General features: G+C 39.1%; 9 protein-coding genes. 4 read left to right on the forward strand and 5 right to left on the reverse strand.

Annotated features, from left to right (window positions below; genetic code table 11):
• Positions 1 to 7 precede the first annotated feature (7 nt).
• From AAC026_RS06380 to AAC026_RS06390, 3 genes are read left to right on the forward strand one after another with little or no spacing between them, the layout of a single operon-like run.
• Positions 8 to 2,383 carry an FtsX-like permease family protein gene (locus tag AAC026_RS06380; RefSeq protein ID WP_339696042.1) on the forward strand — a complete coding sequence of 792 codons (2,376 nt, stop codon included), beginning with the start codon at positions 8 to 10 and terminating at the stop codon, positions 2,381 to 2,383.
• Positions 2,384 to 2,394: 11 nt separating this feature from the next.
• On the forward strand, positions 2,395 to 4,755 hold the full coding sequence (locus tag AAC026_RS06385; RefSeq protein ID WP_339696045.1) for an FtsX-like permease family protein: 2,361 nt from the start codon (positions 2,395 to 2,397) through the stop codon (positions 4,753 to 4,755).
• An 18-nt stretch (positions 4,756 to 4,773) separates the two neighbouring features.
• Positions 4,774 to 7,149 carry an FtsX-like permease family protein gene (locus AAC026_RS06390; RefSeq protein WP_339696048.1) on the forward strand — a complete coding sequence of 792 codons (2,376 nt, stop codon included), beginning with the start codon at positions 4,774 to 4,776 and terminating at the stop codon, positions 7,147 to 7,149.
• Between the two features lie 33 nt (positions 7,150 to 7,182).
• Here AAC026_RS06390 and AAC026_RS06395 read toward each other — a convergent pair whose 3' ends face one another.
• From AAC026_RS06395 to ade, 5 genes are all read right to left on the reverse strand, one after another.
• Positions 7,183 to 7,575: a response regulator gene (locus tag AAC026_RS06395; protein ID WP_339696051.1), complete on the reverse strand. Its 393-nt coding sequence runs from the start codon at positions 7,573 to 7,575 to the stop codon at positions 7,183 to 7,185.
• Entirely contained in the window at positions 7,572 to 9,848 is a 2,277-nt protein-coding gene (locus AAC026_RS06400) for a PAS domain S-box protein (protein ID WP_339696054.1), read from the reverse strand. The genes AAC026_RS06395 and AAC026_RS06400 overlap by 4 nt, the downstream gene beginning before the upstream one ends.
• A gap of 190 nt (positions 9,849 to 10,038) precedes the next feature.
• Positions 10,039 to 10,335, reverse strand: a complete 297-nt coding sequence (locus AAC026_RS06405) for a hypothetical protein (protein WP_339606024.1) — start codon at positions 10,333 to 10,335, stop codon at positions 10,039 to 10,041.
• Complete coding sequence (locus AAC026_RS06410) at positions 10,335 to 11,648, reverse strand: hypothetical protein (protein WP_339696057.1); 1,314 nt, start codon at positions 11,646 to 11,648, stop codon at positions 10,335 to 10,337. The genes AAC026_RS06405 and AAC026_RS06410 overlap by 1 nt, the downstream gene beginning before the upstream one ends.
• A gap of 70 nt (positions 11,649 to 11,718) precedes the next feature.
• Entirely contained in the window at positions 11,719 to 13,350 is a 1,632-nt protein-coding gene (gene ade / locus AAC026_RS06415; protein WP_339696060.1) for an adenine deaminase, read from the reverse strand.
• Between the two features lie 131 nt (positions 13,351 to 13,481).
• On the opposite strand from ade, the gene AAC026_RS06420 reads away from it, so the two are divergent.
• A complete protein-coding gene (locus AAC026_RS06420; protein WP_339696063.1) occupies positions 13,482 to 16,031 on the forward strand; it encodes a M14 family zinc carboxypeptidase in 2,550 nt (849 codons plus the stop codon).
• Positions 16,032 to 16,095 lie beyond the last annotated feature (64 nt).

Here is a 16,095-nt window from a genome sequence, read left to right on the forward strand (position 1 = left end):
TAAAGTCATGTTTAGAAACCATTTGAAATTAGTGATGCGAAAACTCCGCAAAGAAAGAGTTTATTCCTTCGTCAATATTTTAGGATTGACTATAGGCCTTACTGCTTTTTTGCTGATAGGCTTGTACGTAAGAGATGAGCTGAGTTTTGATAAATTTCATTCTCGTGCGAATGAGATCTATCGACTAACGAACTTTAATGAGGTTTCTACAAAGAGAAATACTTATACTCCTCCTGATTTTGCAGAATACATCCAGCAAGACGCTCCAGAAGTTGAGTCTTTTGTCCGAATAAAAACTCAAGGGTTAAATAACCTAATAGCCACTGGAGAATCGGCCTTTTATACTGGAGGATTGATTTATAGTGACGCCAATTTCTTCTCCTTTTTCGACTTTAATGTCCTGAATGGTAAACCTGAGCTAGTTCTTGCAAGTCCCAAAAGTGTAGTGTTAACGGAAAGTTTCGCAATGAAATTATTCGGTAGAATTGATGTGGTTGGGGAAGAACTTACATTTAATAAAACCGATAAGTATCAGGTGTTGGGTGTTTGTGCCGATGTGCCGAAGAATAGTTCTATCCAATTCGATCTGGTGGCGCGAGGAGATGATAAAACGTTTGAGAATACTTTTAGCAAAGGCTATTTAGCGGCTGCTACCACTTTTTTAATGGTGCCTGAGTCCGCTGATGTGGCAAACCTTGAATCTAAAGTCAATAATGGGATCAGACAAAAACCTGATTATTTCAGGGTGAAGGGAGATGTTTATTATGAGTTAGGAAGTTTAAACGATATTCGACTGTATTCGAACTTCGAAGGAGACCCGCTTGAAACCAACGATGCAAAAGTGGTATTTCTTTTTACAGGAATTGGTCTGGTCATTTTACTGTTGGCCGTAATTAACTACATCAACCTTGTTACTGCTCAATCCATTAAGAACTTTAAAGAAATAGGGTTAAGAAAAGTGCTTGGTGCGACAAGAGGTCAATTGGTTCGCTATCATTTGCTTGAGTCCACTGTAATCGCTTTTAACTCTTTTGTTGGCTCATTTGCGATTGCAGAAAGAATAATACCCCTTTTTAATTCTGTTTTGAACAAACAGGTGTCACTTAATTATCTAAGCTCAGACTTTGTCATCTGGACCTTAGTGTTTGGTCTGCTTTTAGGTCTTTTGTCGGGTCTTTATCCTGCTTTTTTTATTACCAGGGTCAGTCCATTAACACTACTGCAAAAATCAGCCACATCAATAGGGAGCAAAGGGCTGTTTAGAAAGATTCTTGTTTTGTTTCAGTTTACCGTATCAGCGATTTTGATTGTTACGTTGGTTATTATGTCGAGCCAAATGAGGTATTTAGATACCCAAAAATTAGGCTTCGATAAGGATAATTTAATTTCCATTCCCCTGTATGACAACAGTCTAGAAGTAGCTGAACTATTAAAGTCAGAGCTTTTGAAGGTGCCTGGAGTTCAGTCAATCAGTACCAATGATTGGAGATTTGGCGGAGGTACCTCATCTGATCGATTTAATAATGCCTACCTCAAAGAAGTTGAACCCAAGCCTATTGTCACGGAGTCAGATATGGTCCAAGCGGATAAGGATTTTTTAAAGACCATGTCGTTAAAAGTACTTTATGCTTCTAAAGCCTATCAAGAAGAAACCCTTTCCGAGCATCAGGTAATCGTCAATGAATCGTTAGTCAAAGTATTCGGATGGCCTGAAAATGCCGTTGGGCAAAAGGTGTTTCAGTATGGAAATATAAGTAAGGAAGTTGTGGCTGTGGTAAAAGATTTTCACACCTATTCCATGAAAGAAGAAAAAGCTCCTTTGGTGATAGAAAGCTTTTCATATCCTTTTGCTAGTAACTTACTGTTAAGACTTAATACCAATGAGGCTAAGGAATCTCTAGCTCAAATGGGTAAATCGTATCAATCCATTACAGATCGCCCATTTGAATATTATTATGTAGATGATAAAATAGCTTCTTACTACAAAGTAGAGAATGGTCAGTTTAAGCTGTTTCAAGCCTTCTCGTTTCTTGCCATGTTTATTTCGCTATTGGGTTTGGTCGCGCTTACCATTTACATAATTGAACAGCGTAGAAAGGAAGTGAGTATTAGAAAAGTGCTAGGAGCTACCTTTCAGCGACTGATTTTTATGCTCAATAAGGAGTATACAATTCTAATTGTGATTGCTTTTCTAATCGCAACCCCTGTTGCCTATTATGCCATGCAAGATTGGCTGGCTGAATTCAAATACAACGTAAGTATTAGCCCTTTGCTTTTTGTGGGAGCTTTCTTCGGCTTCTTGCTTCTCAGTTGGTTGGTAACCCTTTTCCCCTCTTTAAAAGTGACAAATGAAAACCCAGTAGAGATTTTGCGCAACGAGTAAACCTTAAAGTCATGTTCAAGAACAACCTTAAACTTATTGTCAGAAAACTACGGAAAGAGAAGCTCTATTCTTTTGTGAATATTGCTGGGCTTACCGTAGGGCTTACCGCATTTTTACTCATTGCGCTTTATGTGCGCGATGAATTCAGTTTCGATAATTTCCACGAGAACAAGGGGAACATTTATCGGGTGATTAGTAGCGAAAATGGGGAGAAATACAAAAGTACCATTGCCAGTGACTTTGTTGAATTTTTCAGAGAAGACATTCCTCAAATTGATGGGCATACCCGGGTTGCCGGTAGAGGGGTCTCTTTGTTGAAATTTGGAGAAAGGAATCTGAATGTAGAAAATGTGTTTTTTGTTGATTCAAATTTCTTTGAATTTTTTGATTTCACTTTACTCAATGCCAATAGAAAGACTGTTTTCTCAGAAACAAATCAAGTGGTGATAACCCAAAGTTTGAGAGAGAAATTATTCGGGGATACCAATCCAATCGGTCAAGAAATTCAGATGAATAAAGATCAGGTTTATACAGTGGCTGCTGTTGCCGCTAATCCTCCAAAAAATAGTACGATTCAATTTGAAATGTTGGTATACGAAAGGGGGTATTTCAAAAACGTTTGGGAAGAGAGGCATGTGGTTAGAAATATTACCACCTATGTATCTCTTGTCGATGGCACTTCAAAAGAGGTAGTAAGTGCTGGGATAACGAAGGTAATTGATAAGCCAGTGTATCGTGATATGTTAGAGGGATATACCTATGAATTACTGCCCTATACGGATCAAAGACTCTATGCACCATACCTGAACGATGCATTTTCAAAAAATGACATCCGTTATGTAAGGCTATTCTCGGGTATTGGTTTGGTGGTTTTACTTCTCGCACTCATCAATTATGTCAATTTGGTAACGGCCCAATCCATGCGCAGGGTAAAGGAAATTGGCTTGAGAAAGGTGATTGGAGCGAATAAAGTTCAACTAATATTCTATCAACTATTAGAATCTGTATTCATTACATTGGTCTCCTTTGTATTTGCTTTTGCCATTGCCGAACGTTTGTTGCCATTTTACAACCAACTGCTCGACAAGTCGATTGCCCTTCAATATAGTAGTTCTGAGTTTTTTGTTTGGGTGTTTATGGCTGGTTTAGCTTTAGGTATTTTGGCTGGTTTATATCCAGCGTTTTATATCTCAAAGTTTAAGCCTTTGGCACTCTTGAACAAAGCTACGGCTGCGGTTGGCAATAAGGGTTATTTAAGAAAGTTCTTGGTGTTGTTTCAATTTGTATCTTCTGGGCTGTTGTTAGTGGTGCTGGCTATCATGTTTAGTCAAATGAATTACTTGAAAACAACGGATTTAGGTTTTAATCCAGACTTAGTAATTCAGGTGCCTTTGTATTCAGACATACAAGGGGGATATCAGACACTTAAAAATGAAGCCGAACGGATTGGAGGAGTCAAATCTGCGAGTGCTACAGGTTGGACGGTAGGGAACTCAACGTCATCAAGCTTTTTTGATGGCCCAGATAGTGAAAATGAAGAAACTAAGCCTTATCGATTTCACTTAGTTTATGCTGACAAAGATTATCCTGAGATACTTGAACTGAATTTCCTTCAGAAAGCAGAAAACTTTGATTCTAAAGAATTTAATCAGGGGCAAATGATTGTGACTCAATCTTTAGTCGATAAGATGGGGTGGACAGAAGCCCCGCTTGGTAGAAGGGTGTATTCGTCTAGAGGTGAACCAATGGATGTTGTAGCAGTAATTGACGATTTCCATACATTTTCACTAAAGCAGGAAATAGAGCCTATGTTTATTATTCCAATAGTGGATCGGGGGGCTAACAATCTTTTGCTGAAAATGGACACAGAGAATATGCAACAAGTTCTTCAAGAGTTTGGAGAAGTGTACGAGAGCTTAGCTGAACGACCTTTTGAGTTTTACTATCTGGATGATAGAATCAAAGAATTCTACAAAAAAGAACAAGGCCAGTTTATGCTTTTTCAAATCTTCTCGGGGCTGGCAGTTTTTATTTCACTCTTGGGTTTAATTGCATTAACCATATATACTTTAGAGCAGCGCAGAAAAGAAGTAAGCATCAGAAAGGTACTTGGTGCATCAATTCAAAATCTGCTGCTTTTGCTGAATAAAGAGTATACGCTTCTGGTCGTTTTGGCTTTTCTCATCGCTTCGCCCATCGCCTACTATGCCATGCAGGGTTGGTTAGCCGAGTTTAAGTACCGAATTGATATCACACCATTCTTATTTATTGGAGCATTCTTAAGCTTTCTGGCCTTGAGCTGGTTGGTTACGCTTTTACAGTCATTACAAGTATCTAAAGCCAACCCAGCCGATACGCTTAGAGAAGAATAATTACTAAATCACAGCAATATGCTATCAAATTATTTGACCATTATTTTTAGAAAACTGCGTAAGGAACGACTCTACAGTATTATCAATCTGCTTGGGTTAACCATTGGCCTTACTGCCTTTTTGCTGATCACTTTGTATGTTCGGGATGAACTGAGTTATGATAAGTTTCATACAAATCATGAGCAGCTCTACAGAGTTTATGCTACTGACACTACGCGAGAGGTAAAACTAGGAGGAATTGCACCAGATTTAGCAGGGATTATCTTGACGGATATTCCTGCAGTGGAGTCCGCAGTGCGAATGATTAGTGGTGGAAAAAAGAGCCTCTTAACTGTTGGAGATGAACGCATTTATTCCGACAAGGTGATTTTTTCGGATGCTAATTTCTTTGAAATGCTGGATTTTAAACTGGTGGAAGGTGTGGCTCAATCGGTTTTGGATCAGCCTTATCAGGCAGTAATTACCACCGCTTTTGCCGAAAAACTATTTGGTGAGAAAAACCCCATTGGAAAAACAGTTACTCTAAATAAAGAAAGAGAGTTAGTGGTAACTGGAATCAGTGAAACTCCACCAAATAATAGCTCACTCAGGTTCGATATGGTGATTCGGAGCGGTGTGGCTGAAATGGATACCCAAACACCAGGGGGAATGACTTCTGCACTTACTTACCTTAAAATTCCAGAAGATAATGACAAGGCACAGGTGGTGAAAATGATCAATGAGCTCAAGACAAAATCGGGCTACGGTATTTTTGTAGAAGATGATGTGTTTGGACTATTGCCAATTACCGACCAAAGGCTTCATGCTGGTTTTACTTACGCAATCCTGACAGACCAAAGTGACATCCGCTTTGTCTATCTATTCTCTGGTATTGGTCTGGTAATTCTCCTTTTGGCAGTGATCAATTATGTCAATATGGTTACAGCCAGTTCTCTGAAAAGGGCCAAGGAAATTGGGCTTAGAAAGGTGATTGGTGCTCAAAAATCTCAACTGGTTTGGTATCAATTGGTAGAATCAGTAGTAGTGACCACAATTGCTCTAGTTATTGCTTTTGCCCTAACGGAAAGACTACTGCCAATCATGAATGGTTTGTTGGGCAAGACTGTGGAATTGAAATATTTCAGCTTAGAGTTTTTGCTCTTTGTGCCTTTAATGGGGCTTACCATTGGTGTGTTAACTGGGCTTTACCCTTCTTTCTATATTAGCAGATATAAGCCATTAGTGCTATTGAAAAACAACATGAGCGGAACCGCAGGCAAGGGTGGCTTAAGAAGAGTGTTGGTTGGTTTTCAGTTTTTAGTGGCGGGTATTATGATTCTAGTTACACTCATTATGCATTCTCAAATGAAGTTTTTGAAAGAGCAGAAAATGGGTTTTGATGAAGAACTGCTGGTCTATGTTCCGCTTTTTAAAGACTTGAAAGGGAAGTCTCAAGTCTTTAAGAATGAAGTACTTGGTATGTCGGGCGTTTCAGAAGCCACAGTAACCAACTGGATGTACGGAATGCAAACCTGGAGCAGTGTTTTTGCAGGCTATTTCGATAGTGATGTCGAGGAACGGCCACCTTATGTTGAAGTGTCCTTTGTGTTAGGAGATGAAGATGTGATCAATACATTGGGATTGAAAGTACTGGAATCAGAAGAAGGATTTAAGATAGAACAGCTTGATTCTACAAAAATTGTAATTAGCAAGCTCGTTGCCGATGGCCTAGGCTGGAAAGATGAAAGTGTGATTGGAAAATATGTGTACCAATATGCAGGCTATAAAATGAGAGTGGTAGCTGTAATTGAAGATTTTCACTCTTCTTCATTAAAGGATGAAATACTACCCTCTGTAATATTGGGTAAAGAAAGTTGGTGGAATGAGAACTTATTGATCCGCTTTGAGGCGGAAGGGCATCAGGCTACACTTAAAGAAATCAAAGTCAAGTACGAAAGCCTTTTGAATAGGCCTTTTGAGTTTAGTTATGTAGATGATGAAATAGAAAAATACTATAAAGAAGAAGCAGATCAAGTGGCTTTGTTTAATACCTTCTCTGGCTTGGCTATATTCATTTCTCTATTGGGTTTAATGGCCATGGCTACTTATTCTGCTGAGCAGCGAAAAAAGGAAGTCAGTGTAAGAAAGGTGTTAGGCGCTTCTATGAGGCAGCTTATTCTTTTGTTGAATAAAGAGAATGGCGTTTTGGTGATTGTCGCTTTTTTAATTGCTACGCCCATCACAGTTTACGCTATGCAAGATTGGTTGGCTGAATTTAAGTATCGGGTTTCTATTCAACCTATAATTTTTGTGTTGGCTTTGGCTGGGTTTTTCGTTCTGAACCTGTTGGTGACTTTGTTCTTTTCTATGAAGGTATCTAAAGCCAATCCAGCCGATACGCTTAGAGAGGAATAGTCACAAAGGGGGAAATGAGAAGATATACTTGAGTTAAAAATCCTCAAGTATACCTTTTAAGGTATCCATTGTAATCGGTTTGACAATGTAATTACTGACCACTTCATAAGTTTCGGCCTTATTAAAATCTTCATTGTCAATTGAAGAGCTTACAATGTAAAGGGTGATTTTTTTGTCGGTTTTTATTTTGGTAAACTCATCTAAAAATTGCCATCCGTCCATTACTGGCATATTCAGGTCGAGTAAAATAAGTTCAGGCAAATTGTTTCCTGAAGCAACTATTGCAGATAGTCCATCTAACGCTTTTCTACCATCTTGAAATACCATAAAACCATTACAGAAGTCCGCTAATTCCATCATTCTTTTAGCTCCAAAAACAAAAATTGGGTCGTCATCTATAATACAGGCTATATCAATCTTCTTCATGATTTTAAATACACTTTAAATGTTGTTCCTTTATTAAGTTCGCTTTCAACTTCTACTTTACCGTTCATTGCCTCAATCTGATTTTTGGTAATAAATAAGCCAATTCCTCTGGCATCTTCATTACCATGAAATGTTTTGTACATACCAAAAAGTTTGCGACCATGTAACTTCATATCCATGCCCATGCCATTGTCTGTAAACTTGACAACAACAAATGATTCTTCTATTTCTGTGTCAATAGTAATTCGGTTGGGTCGATCGGGTGACCGGTATTTGACAGCATTGGACATCAAGTTAAGAAAAATGCTTTCTAAATAGGCAGGAATAGCTGTTACAAAAATAGAAGAAGGTACATTAATTTCTATTTGAGTGCGGCTTTCCAAAATTGAGGCGTGTAAATTTGTTTGCGCCTTTTTTATAAATTCCAGCAGATTTAATGACAGTAGATTATCATTGGTTTTGGTACTCATGGCTACCACCTCATTCAAGTGCTGTATTGTTTCTTTTAGGTTTTCTGAAGCTTCTGTGAGTAATGGGAAGAATGGGTTTTGAGTAGCTTCTGGTACTTCCATTTTCATTAACTCTGTGAGCATAGAAAGATTTCCTGAATGAGATCTGAGATTATGAGATACGATGTGGGCGAAATTAAGAAGACGGTCGTTTTGTTCTTGGGTCACGTCTAGCAAAGATTTTACTTCTTCTTCTACTCGTTTAAGGTTAGAGACATCTGTGGCTATGCCCAAATAGCCTTTGATTTCGTTATTGCTATCTTTTATTGCGGTAACAGTCAGCTGAACAGGAAACGTTGAACCATCTTTTCGAATGTAGGTCCATTCTCTTGTTTCGTAAAGCCCTTTTTTTGCTTGATAAAGCAAGGTTTGTATACCCTGAATATCCATATTATAAGCCTCAGAAAGTTCTATACCTCTGGCCTTAACTTCAGATTTTAAATGAATGATTTCAGGAGTTTCTTTGTCTATCATTTCACTTGCAGTGTAACCTAATAGGTTTTCAGCACCACGGTTGAATGATTTAATCACTCCGTTTAAATCGGTTTCAATAATACTTACTTGGGTACTGGCATCTTGAATACCCTGTAGTCTACTTATACTTTCTTGCAGTTGGAATTGCGCATGTTTTCTTTCTGTAATATTGTTGATTTGCGATACAAAATGGCTTGGTGAACCCATGCTGTTTTTCACCATAGAAACAGAAAGCAGAACCCAAATAATATGGCCTTTTTTATGGAAGTATCTTTTTTCCATTTGATAGCTTTCGATTTCGCCATTTATAAGCTGATTTAGCAAACTGTAGTCCTTTTCTAAATCCTCAGGATGCGTAATGTCGGCAAAAGTCAGTTTTGCCAATTCATTTTTAGGATAACCAATGATCTGGCTTAAGCTTTTGTTTACCTGTAGCCATTCGCCCTTAAGACCCACTAATGCCATTCCATTGGCAGCAAACTCAAATGTTTGGCGAAACTGTTCTTCTTGAAGAGCTAGAAGTTTATTGGCTTTGGTTTTTTCATCAATATCCTGAAAAACCCCATATACACTAATGACTTGATTATTCTCAATTTCAGGAATTCCAACAGTTCGAATCCACCTATGATTGCCTTTTGCTGTAATGATTTCAAGTTCTAAGTCGAAGGTCTCTTTTTTATCTATACAGGCTTGAAAGGATTTTGAGATGGTATCTCTACTTTCTCCTTTCTTATAAAAATTGATTCCATCTTCAACACTTGGTTCAAAATCATCATCAACCTCGTGAATATCTCGAGTTACAGGACTCCACATTACGGTCATTTCTTTAAGGTCAACTTCCCAAGTGCCTATACTGGCAACCTCGTTGGTTTTTTCAAGTAGGTATTGGTACCTAGATAATAAGTGTTCTTTCTTTTTAATAGGGGTAATGTCTGCGGTGTACATAAGAATACCACCTATCTCATTTTTTTCGGTATACCATGGTCTTACGTCCCAAGTAATCCACTGCAGTTTTCCTTCATTGGTAACAAATGAATCTTCTTGTCTTTTTTTGATAGCTCCCTTTAAGCACTCTTGATGAATGTCCTTCCATTCTTGACCTATGTTTTCGAAAACCTCATAGTGGCTTTTACCAATAATGTCTAAGCCTTCGAGGTTATAGTCTTTTAGCCATTGTTGTGAAGCTGCCAAGTAGCGTACTTCACGATCGAACATGGCAATTGCTGAAGGAGCCTGTTCAACGAATAATTCACTGCGGTCTTTTGTGCGGTTGTTGCTAGGGTTGTGCATTGGTGTAAAGGAGGCGGTTTTCGAATTCTATAAAGGTGATATATAATGACCAATCAATATCACAGCTAATTGCAATATAGGAAAACGCGGGACTTATTTTTTCTGGAAGGTTATTCCAACGGGGTGTTTTAATAAAGAAGCCAGTCTTAAAAACACGACTGGCTCTTAAATTTTTAGGGTATGAAAAGGCCTAATCTTTCATTTCTTCTGCACCTGGGCCTTTTCTAAACATTTTCTCAAAGGCTTTACTTATTTCATCTAAGGCATTTTTTAAATGGTGTTTGGCCTCCTCTATTTTCGGTTCGTTTTTAACTCTAAAGTCGTCCATCTTTTCTTCGAGTTTGTCGCGTTGTCTTTTTAGCTTTTCAATGGTGTCGTCCATTTCTTCGCGAACATCTCCCGATGCATCTTTAGCCTTTTCTATCAATTCATCAATTTTTTTTCGGAGTTCTTTAATCAACTCTTCCGCGTCATCTCTTATAGCCATTATTCTGAGGGTCTGGTTCTAACTGTAGTTGTAACATTAATCCAGCAGCCTACCTTAATTGGGGCTCCAGCTTCTAAATTTAACTCAAAAATCTCGGTTTTTGTAGGAAACTGAGCTTCGGCATTTGCCATTCCTTCCTTGTTTCCGGCTTTCTTATAGGCATCATAGGCAGCAAAGAAAACCGATCTATCAGCAACTTGACTTACATTTTGTTTACACTCTTCATAACTGCCCATATACATTGTGGCAATCAGGTTGTAAGCTCCAGAAATTACGCTTTGATCGAGCGATCCAGCTTTAATGGCCTCATCTCTGGCTTTTGCTTTTTCTCCAGAAAGAGCATATGCTTTTGCTAAAGAAAGGCTGGTCTCTGCTTTTTTCGTTACATCCGTTTCTAAGCTAATGGCTTCTGTCAAATATTTGATTGCTTCTTGGTATTGCTCACTTGCTAGTTTTTTTCTACCAATAATACCCGCTAATCCAGAGGTAGGTTCAGCGTTATGTACTGCTTCTACAGCTTCCATAAAGAAATCAGAGTCGGAACATTTAGCCGTTAATGACAACTGAAATATTCTTTTTGCCAATTTTATGTTTGATGGATTTTCCTTTAACTGAGGATAAAGCTTTTGCTCGATAAACTCGCAATTAACGTCAATGATAGATGTAAGCGCTTGGTCTATTATTGTTTTGTATTGCTCGAACCTAGACACATCCTTACCTTCTGCAATTCTATTTTCTATAATTTCTGTGATTTTAGAATGGATATCTAAAGCCTCATTCTCGCTCACATTTTTATTCTTTATAAAACTCCTTTTTAGGATGTCCATATAGGCCACCAAGTTGTTATTGATTACCTCATCAGGGTTTTCAAAGGCTCTAGCAAAAGCCTTTAGGGCCTCATCATACTTCTCTGCATTATCCTTATGAAACTTGTAATACCTGAAAGCCACATTGTTTATTTCCGTATCACTAAGTGGAAATCTTTCGTCTTTCAACTTGTATACGGTAAACATAGAGTCTAAATAGACTCCCTTTTTGGCAGGGTCGGTTTCTTTTTCCGCTATTCCTTCGTAAGCCTTATAGCTATTTATATATAGTCCTTCGTAAAGGTCTGGTGCGTTTTTCAACAGCCAAGCCAGAGAGTTGGCAGCTTCTCTATATCTTTCTAATGACATGTCATCTAAAGATAAAGCAAGTCTTCTTTTTGCTTCTTCAGCCAAATTGGGGTCCTGAGGATATTTTAACTCAGGGTTTTGCGCCATGGAAGGAAAGGCGAACAAACCCAAAAGAAGACAGAACATAAACTTTTTCATAATTGTAATTTTAAGGAGCCAAAATTAACGCAATTAAAAATTACGATAACCAACGCCCGTTATTAAATTGTTACGAATGCTCAACAAATAATGGTTTGAACTTAAAGCTGTCGCCATCGAACAGACCTAAATCGCTAAGCTTTAATGATGGTATCACTAATAATGCCATAAAGGACAAACTCATAAACGGTGAATTTAGTTTACTTCCCATCTGCTTGGACATTTGATCTATTGCCGAATAAGCCTCTGCTACCTTGTAACCATCCTCAGCACTCATAATGCCCGCTACAGGCAATGGAACTAGGCTTTCTTCTTTTTCAGAAACAGCACTAACACCACCTTTGGCCTCAATAATTAGGTTTACCGCCTTTACAATGTCTGCATCGGTAACACCCACAGCAATAATGTTATGGGAATCGTGTCCCACACTTGAGGCAATTGCTCCCTCTGTTAATCCAAAATTTCTAATAAACGCTATAGCTGGTTTGGCTGGCTGATAGCGGTTTACCACCACGAGTTTAAGAATGTCATTTTCTATGTTGGATACTAAATTTCCATTTTGGTCTGTAGTAGCTTCAGTCTCAATGCAGTTGGTTACTAATTGCCCATCAAGCGCTTCAATCACATTGATTTTACCGCCCTTATTTTTGATTTGAATCTGTGACTCAAGAATAGGTTCACAATTGAAATTGTTAACGATATTGTTACTGACTCTTGGGATTAATGTCTTCCCATTTTCGGCTACCCTTTCACCATTGATATAAGTGGCCAAAACATTGAAATTACTCGGGTTGTCAATTGTAATGAAGTCGGCAAAGTCTCCAACCCTAAGACTACCTACCTCCAAATTGTAATGATCTATAGGGTTAATGCAGGCTGCTTGAAGTACATTGAATAACTCATGACCTTTGGCAAGCGCTCTTTTTACCAGCAAGTTAATGTGGCCTTCTACCAAGTTATCAGGGTGTTTGTCATCAGAACAAAACATGATCATTTGAGGGTGATCATGAAGCAATTCGATTAGTGCTTCGAAATTTTTAGCCGCACTGCCTTCTCTAATGGCAATCTTCATTCCGTGCTTTAGTTTGTCCAATGCTTCTTCCTTGGTAAAGCATTCGTGGTCGGTCGACATGCCCGCTTTTACATATGCCTCTGCTTTTTCGCCTCTTAAACCCGGTGCGTGACCATCTATCGGCTTACCAAGTGATTTGGCGATGTTGATTTTTTCATGAACTACTGAGTCATTGAAAAGAACACCCGGCCAGTTCATCATTTCGGCCAAATATTTTATTTCATCCTTTTCCAGAAGATATCGAACCTCATCAGAAGTTATTTCGGCACCTGCGGTTTCAAAAGTAGTGGCAGGTACACATGAAGGTGCACCAAAATTGAATTTGAAGTTTACTTGCTTCCCGTTTTCAATCATGTATTCCACGCCCTTTACACCCAATACATTGCCAATTTCATGTGGGTCAGATACCGTAGCAACGGTTCCGTGAACTACCGCAAGTCGGGCAAATTCTGAAGGAACCAGCATCGAACTTTCCACATGAACATGTGAATCGATGAATCCAGGCATAATGAATTGACCGTCCACAGTATCTGATGGCTCAATTCTTTCTATTCTATTATCTTTGATGTGGAGGATGCCTTTGAACAACCTTCTGTTCCTTACATCTATAATATGACCTGAGACTTTCATGCTTTGATTTTAACTTGGTGTTGTATTTTCGGGAGGTAAAGTTCGTAAAAAGGAGCAAACCTAAATGAGAAAGTTTGAATAGTAATAATTTCAACTTACTCACATTTGAAGAGAAGAAAAAACATTCAACCATGAGATATAGAAGCCTATTTATAGCAGTGGCTCTTTTATGTACACTGCTCAATGCCAATGCTCAAAACGATTACTTTTTTGATGGAAGTGCACGTTTTGACCCTAAAATACCAAGTCCTGAAAAGTATTTGGGCTACCCGATTGGTACATTACATACCCGTCACGATGCCATTGTAGGTTATATGCGTGAGTTAGCGAGGCTTTCTGATCGTGCTAAGCTCGATACCATAGGAGAAACCTATGAGCACAGACAGTTGGTGGTGTTGACCATTACTTCTCCTGACAACCATAGAAATTTAGAAAGTATTAGAAAGGAACACCTGAAGCTTACCGATCCCAATCAGAGTACTGACGATTACTCGAATATGAAGTCGGTAGTATTGCTGGGCTATAATGTACACGGAAATGAACCTTCAAGCTCAGAGGCGGCCATGCTTACGGCATATTATTATGTAGCTGGGCAATCTGCTGAAGTAAGGGCTGCGCTGAAAGATGCGGTATTAATGGTAGACCCAGCTTTTAACCCTGATGGGCGCGATCGCCATACGACTTGGGCCAATTCGTATTTGGGCGACCCAATGGTGTCTGATCCTATTGATGTGGAGCATAATGAGGCTTGGCCAAGAGGAAGAACCAATCACTATTGGTATGATTTGAACCGCGATTGGTTGCCATTGGCACATGTAGAAAGCCAAGCAAGAATAGATTTTTATCACAAGTGGTATCCGAATGTGGTGACCGATTTCCATGAAATGGGAACGAATTCTACTTACTTTTTCGAACCTACAAAACCATTTGGTTCTGAAAACCCAGTGGTGCCAAGAGATAATTATGATGGCTTGAACAACCTGTTCGCAGGCTATTTTCATGAAGCCTTAGACGAGATTGGATCTTTGTATTTCACTAAAGAGCAGTACGACAACAGCTATCCTGGCTATGGTTCAACTTATCCAGATATTCACGGAGCTTTAGGGTTGGTTTTCGAACAAGCCAGTTCTAGAGGTCACGTGCAAGATTCCCCAACGGGAAAAGTGGCTTTTGCCTTCACCATAAAAAACCATGTGACTTCTAGTTTGGCTACAGTGCGTGCTTCGGTAGGCGAGCGTGAAGTACTCTTAAAGCATATGGAAAAGTATTTCGATTCTGCTTTGGATGAAGGAAGTAAGAATCCAGTGCGTGGATGGGTTTTTGGTGACCCCGCGGATGACGGTAGAAATCAGGCCTTCATTGATTTGTTGTTGAGACACAAAATTAAAACCATAGCACTAAATGATGACATCGAACTGGACGGTAAAAACTATAAAGCAGGCAAAGCATTCTATGTGCCTAACGCGCAAAAACAATACAGAATGGTGCGCACTATGTTTGAAAAAGTTACCGATTTTCATGATAGTATTTTTTACGATGCTTCTTCATGGACAGCGGCTTTAACCTATAACATGCCTTATGCCGAATGGAAAGGAAAGCAAGATTTGTCTGGAAAAGAATTAGCTAGAACAGACCTAAAAGGCACGTATGCCAGAGTTCCCCAAACCAATTATGCTTACCTGATTGAATGGAATGAGTACTATGCGCCAAAGGCTTTGAATTACCTTTTAGAAAAGGGTGTTTATGTAAATTATGGCAGCAAGCCATTTTCTATTGAAACCAATGAAGGGGTGAAGGGATATGGTTATGGCACCTTAATGATTCCAGTTTCTCGTCAGGAAATGGATGCCGATTTGGTGCATGCCTATGTTGAAGAAGCCACCGAGATTGCAGGTATTCGTGCGCAAAGCGTGAAAACTGGTTTTAGTACTTCAGGTGTAGACTTAGGAAGTGGAAGTTTTAACACGGTAAGAAAACCCAAAGCACTTATGTTAATTGGCGGAAATACCAGCAGTGCAGAGGCTGGAGAGGTTTGGCATTTGTTCGACTCTAAAGTGGGAATGCCCATCACGAAAGTAGATATGGGCAATGCTGGCAGAATCAATTGGAGCGATTACAATACCCTGATTTTGGTTTCTGGTTCTTATAACTCCTTAGGTGAAAGCACGCTGGACAGAATCAAGCTTTGGGTAAGAGAAGGCGGAACGCTGATTACCATTAAAGGAGCGACCAGTTGGGCCATTGGTGCCAAATGGGTGAATGAAAAATATGCTGCGCGAAGTGAAAGAGAAACCCCAGAGCGAATGGACTATGTGACCTCTCGTGATTTCTATGGAGCGCAATCTATTGGTGGCTCCATGTACATGACGGATATTGACATTACACACCCAATTGGCTTTGGTTATACCAGCCGTGAGTTACCAGTGTACAGAAATCACTCTACCTTAATTCAACCAAGCTCGAGCCCAACCAATACGGTAGTAAAGTATGTTGAAAACCCATTGTTGAGTGGTTATGTAAACAAAGCCAATTTGAAAGATATTGGTGGAACGGCTTCTTTAATCGCTACCGGAATAGGTAGAGGTAATGTAGTGATGTTTGTAGACAACCCGAATTTCCGTGGCATGTGGTACGGCACCAACAGACTATTGTTTAATGCGGTTTTCTTCGGGAATTATTAATGTTTTATGTAAACCGTTAATCGGTTTGAGTAATATATGAATTGCAAAGCCCACGGTTTAAACT

The sequence above is a fragment of the uncultured Roseivirga sp. genome, from assembly GCF_963973945.1.
Taxonomy (GTDB): domain Bacteria; phylum Bacteroidota; class Bacteroidia; order Cytophagales; family Cyclobacteriaceae; genus Roseivirga.

Bases quoted from the DNA above. Each gene is read 5' to 3' on its own strand.
- AAC026_RS06380 (WP_339696042.1), top strand. From the start codon at position 8: ATGTTTAGAAACCATTTGAAATTAGTGATGCGAAAACTCCGCAAAGAA.
- AAC026_RS06385 (WP_339696045.1), top strand. From the start codon at position 2,395: ATGTTCAAGAACAACCTTAAACTTATTGTCAGAAAACTACGGAAAGAG.
- AAC026_RS06390 (WP_339696048.1), top strand. From the start codon at position 4,774: ATGCTATCAAATTATTTGACCATTATTTTTAGAAAACTGCGTAAGGAA.
- AAC026_RS06395 (WP_339696051.1), bottom strand. From the start codon at position 7,575: ATGAAGAAGATTGATATAGCCTGTATTATAGATGACGACCCAATTTTT.
- AAC026_RS06400 (WP_339696054.1), bottom strand. From the start codon at position 9,848: ATGCACAACCCTAGCAACAACCGCACAAAAGACCGCAGTGAATTATTC.
- AAC026_RS06405 (WP_339606024.1), bottom strand. From the start codon at position 10,335: ATGGCTATAAGAGATGACGCGGAAGAGTTGATTAAAGAACTCCGAAAA.
- AAC026_RS06410 (WP_339696057.1), bottom strand. From the start codon at position 11,648: ATGAAAAAGTTTATGTTCTGTCTTCTTTTGGGTTTGTTCGCCTTTCCT.
- ade (WP_339696060.1), bottom strand. From the start codon at position 13,350: ATGAAAGTCTCAGGTCATATTATAGATGTAAGGAACAGAAGGTTGTTC.
- AAC026_RS06420 (WP_339696063.1), top strand. From the start codon at position 13,482: ATGAGATATAGAAGCCTATTTATAGCAGTGGCTCTTTTATGTACACTG.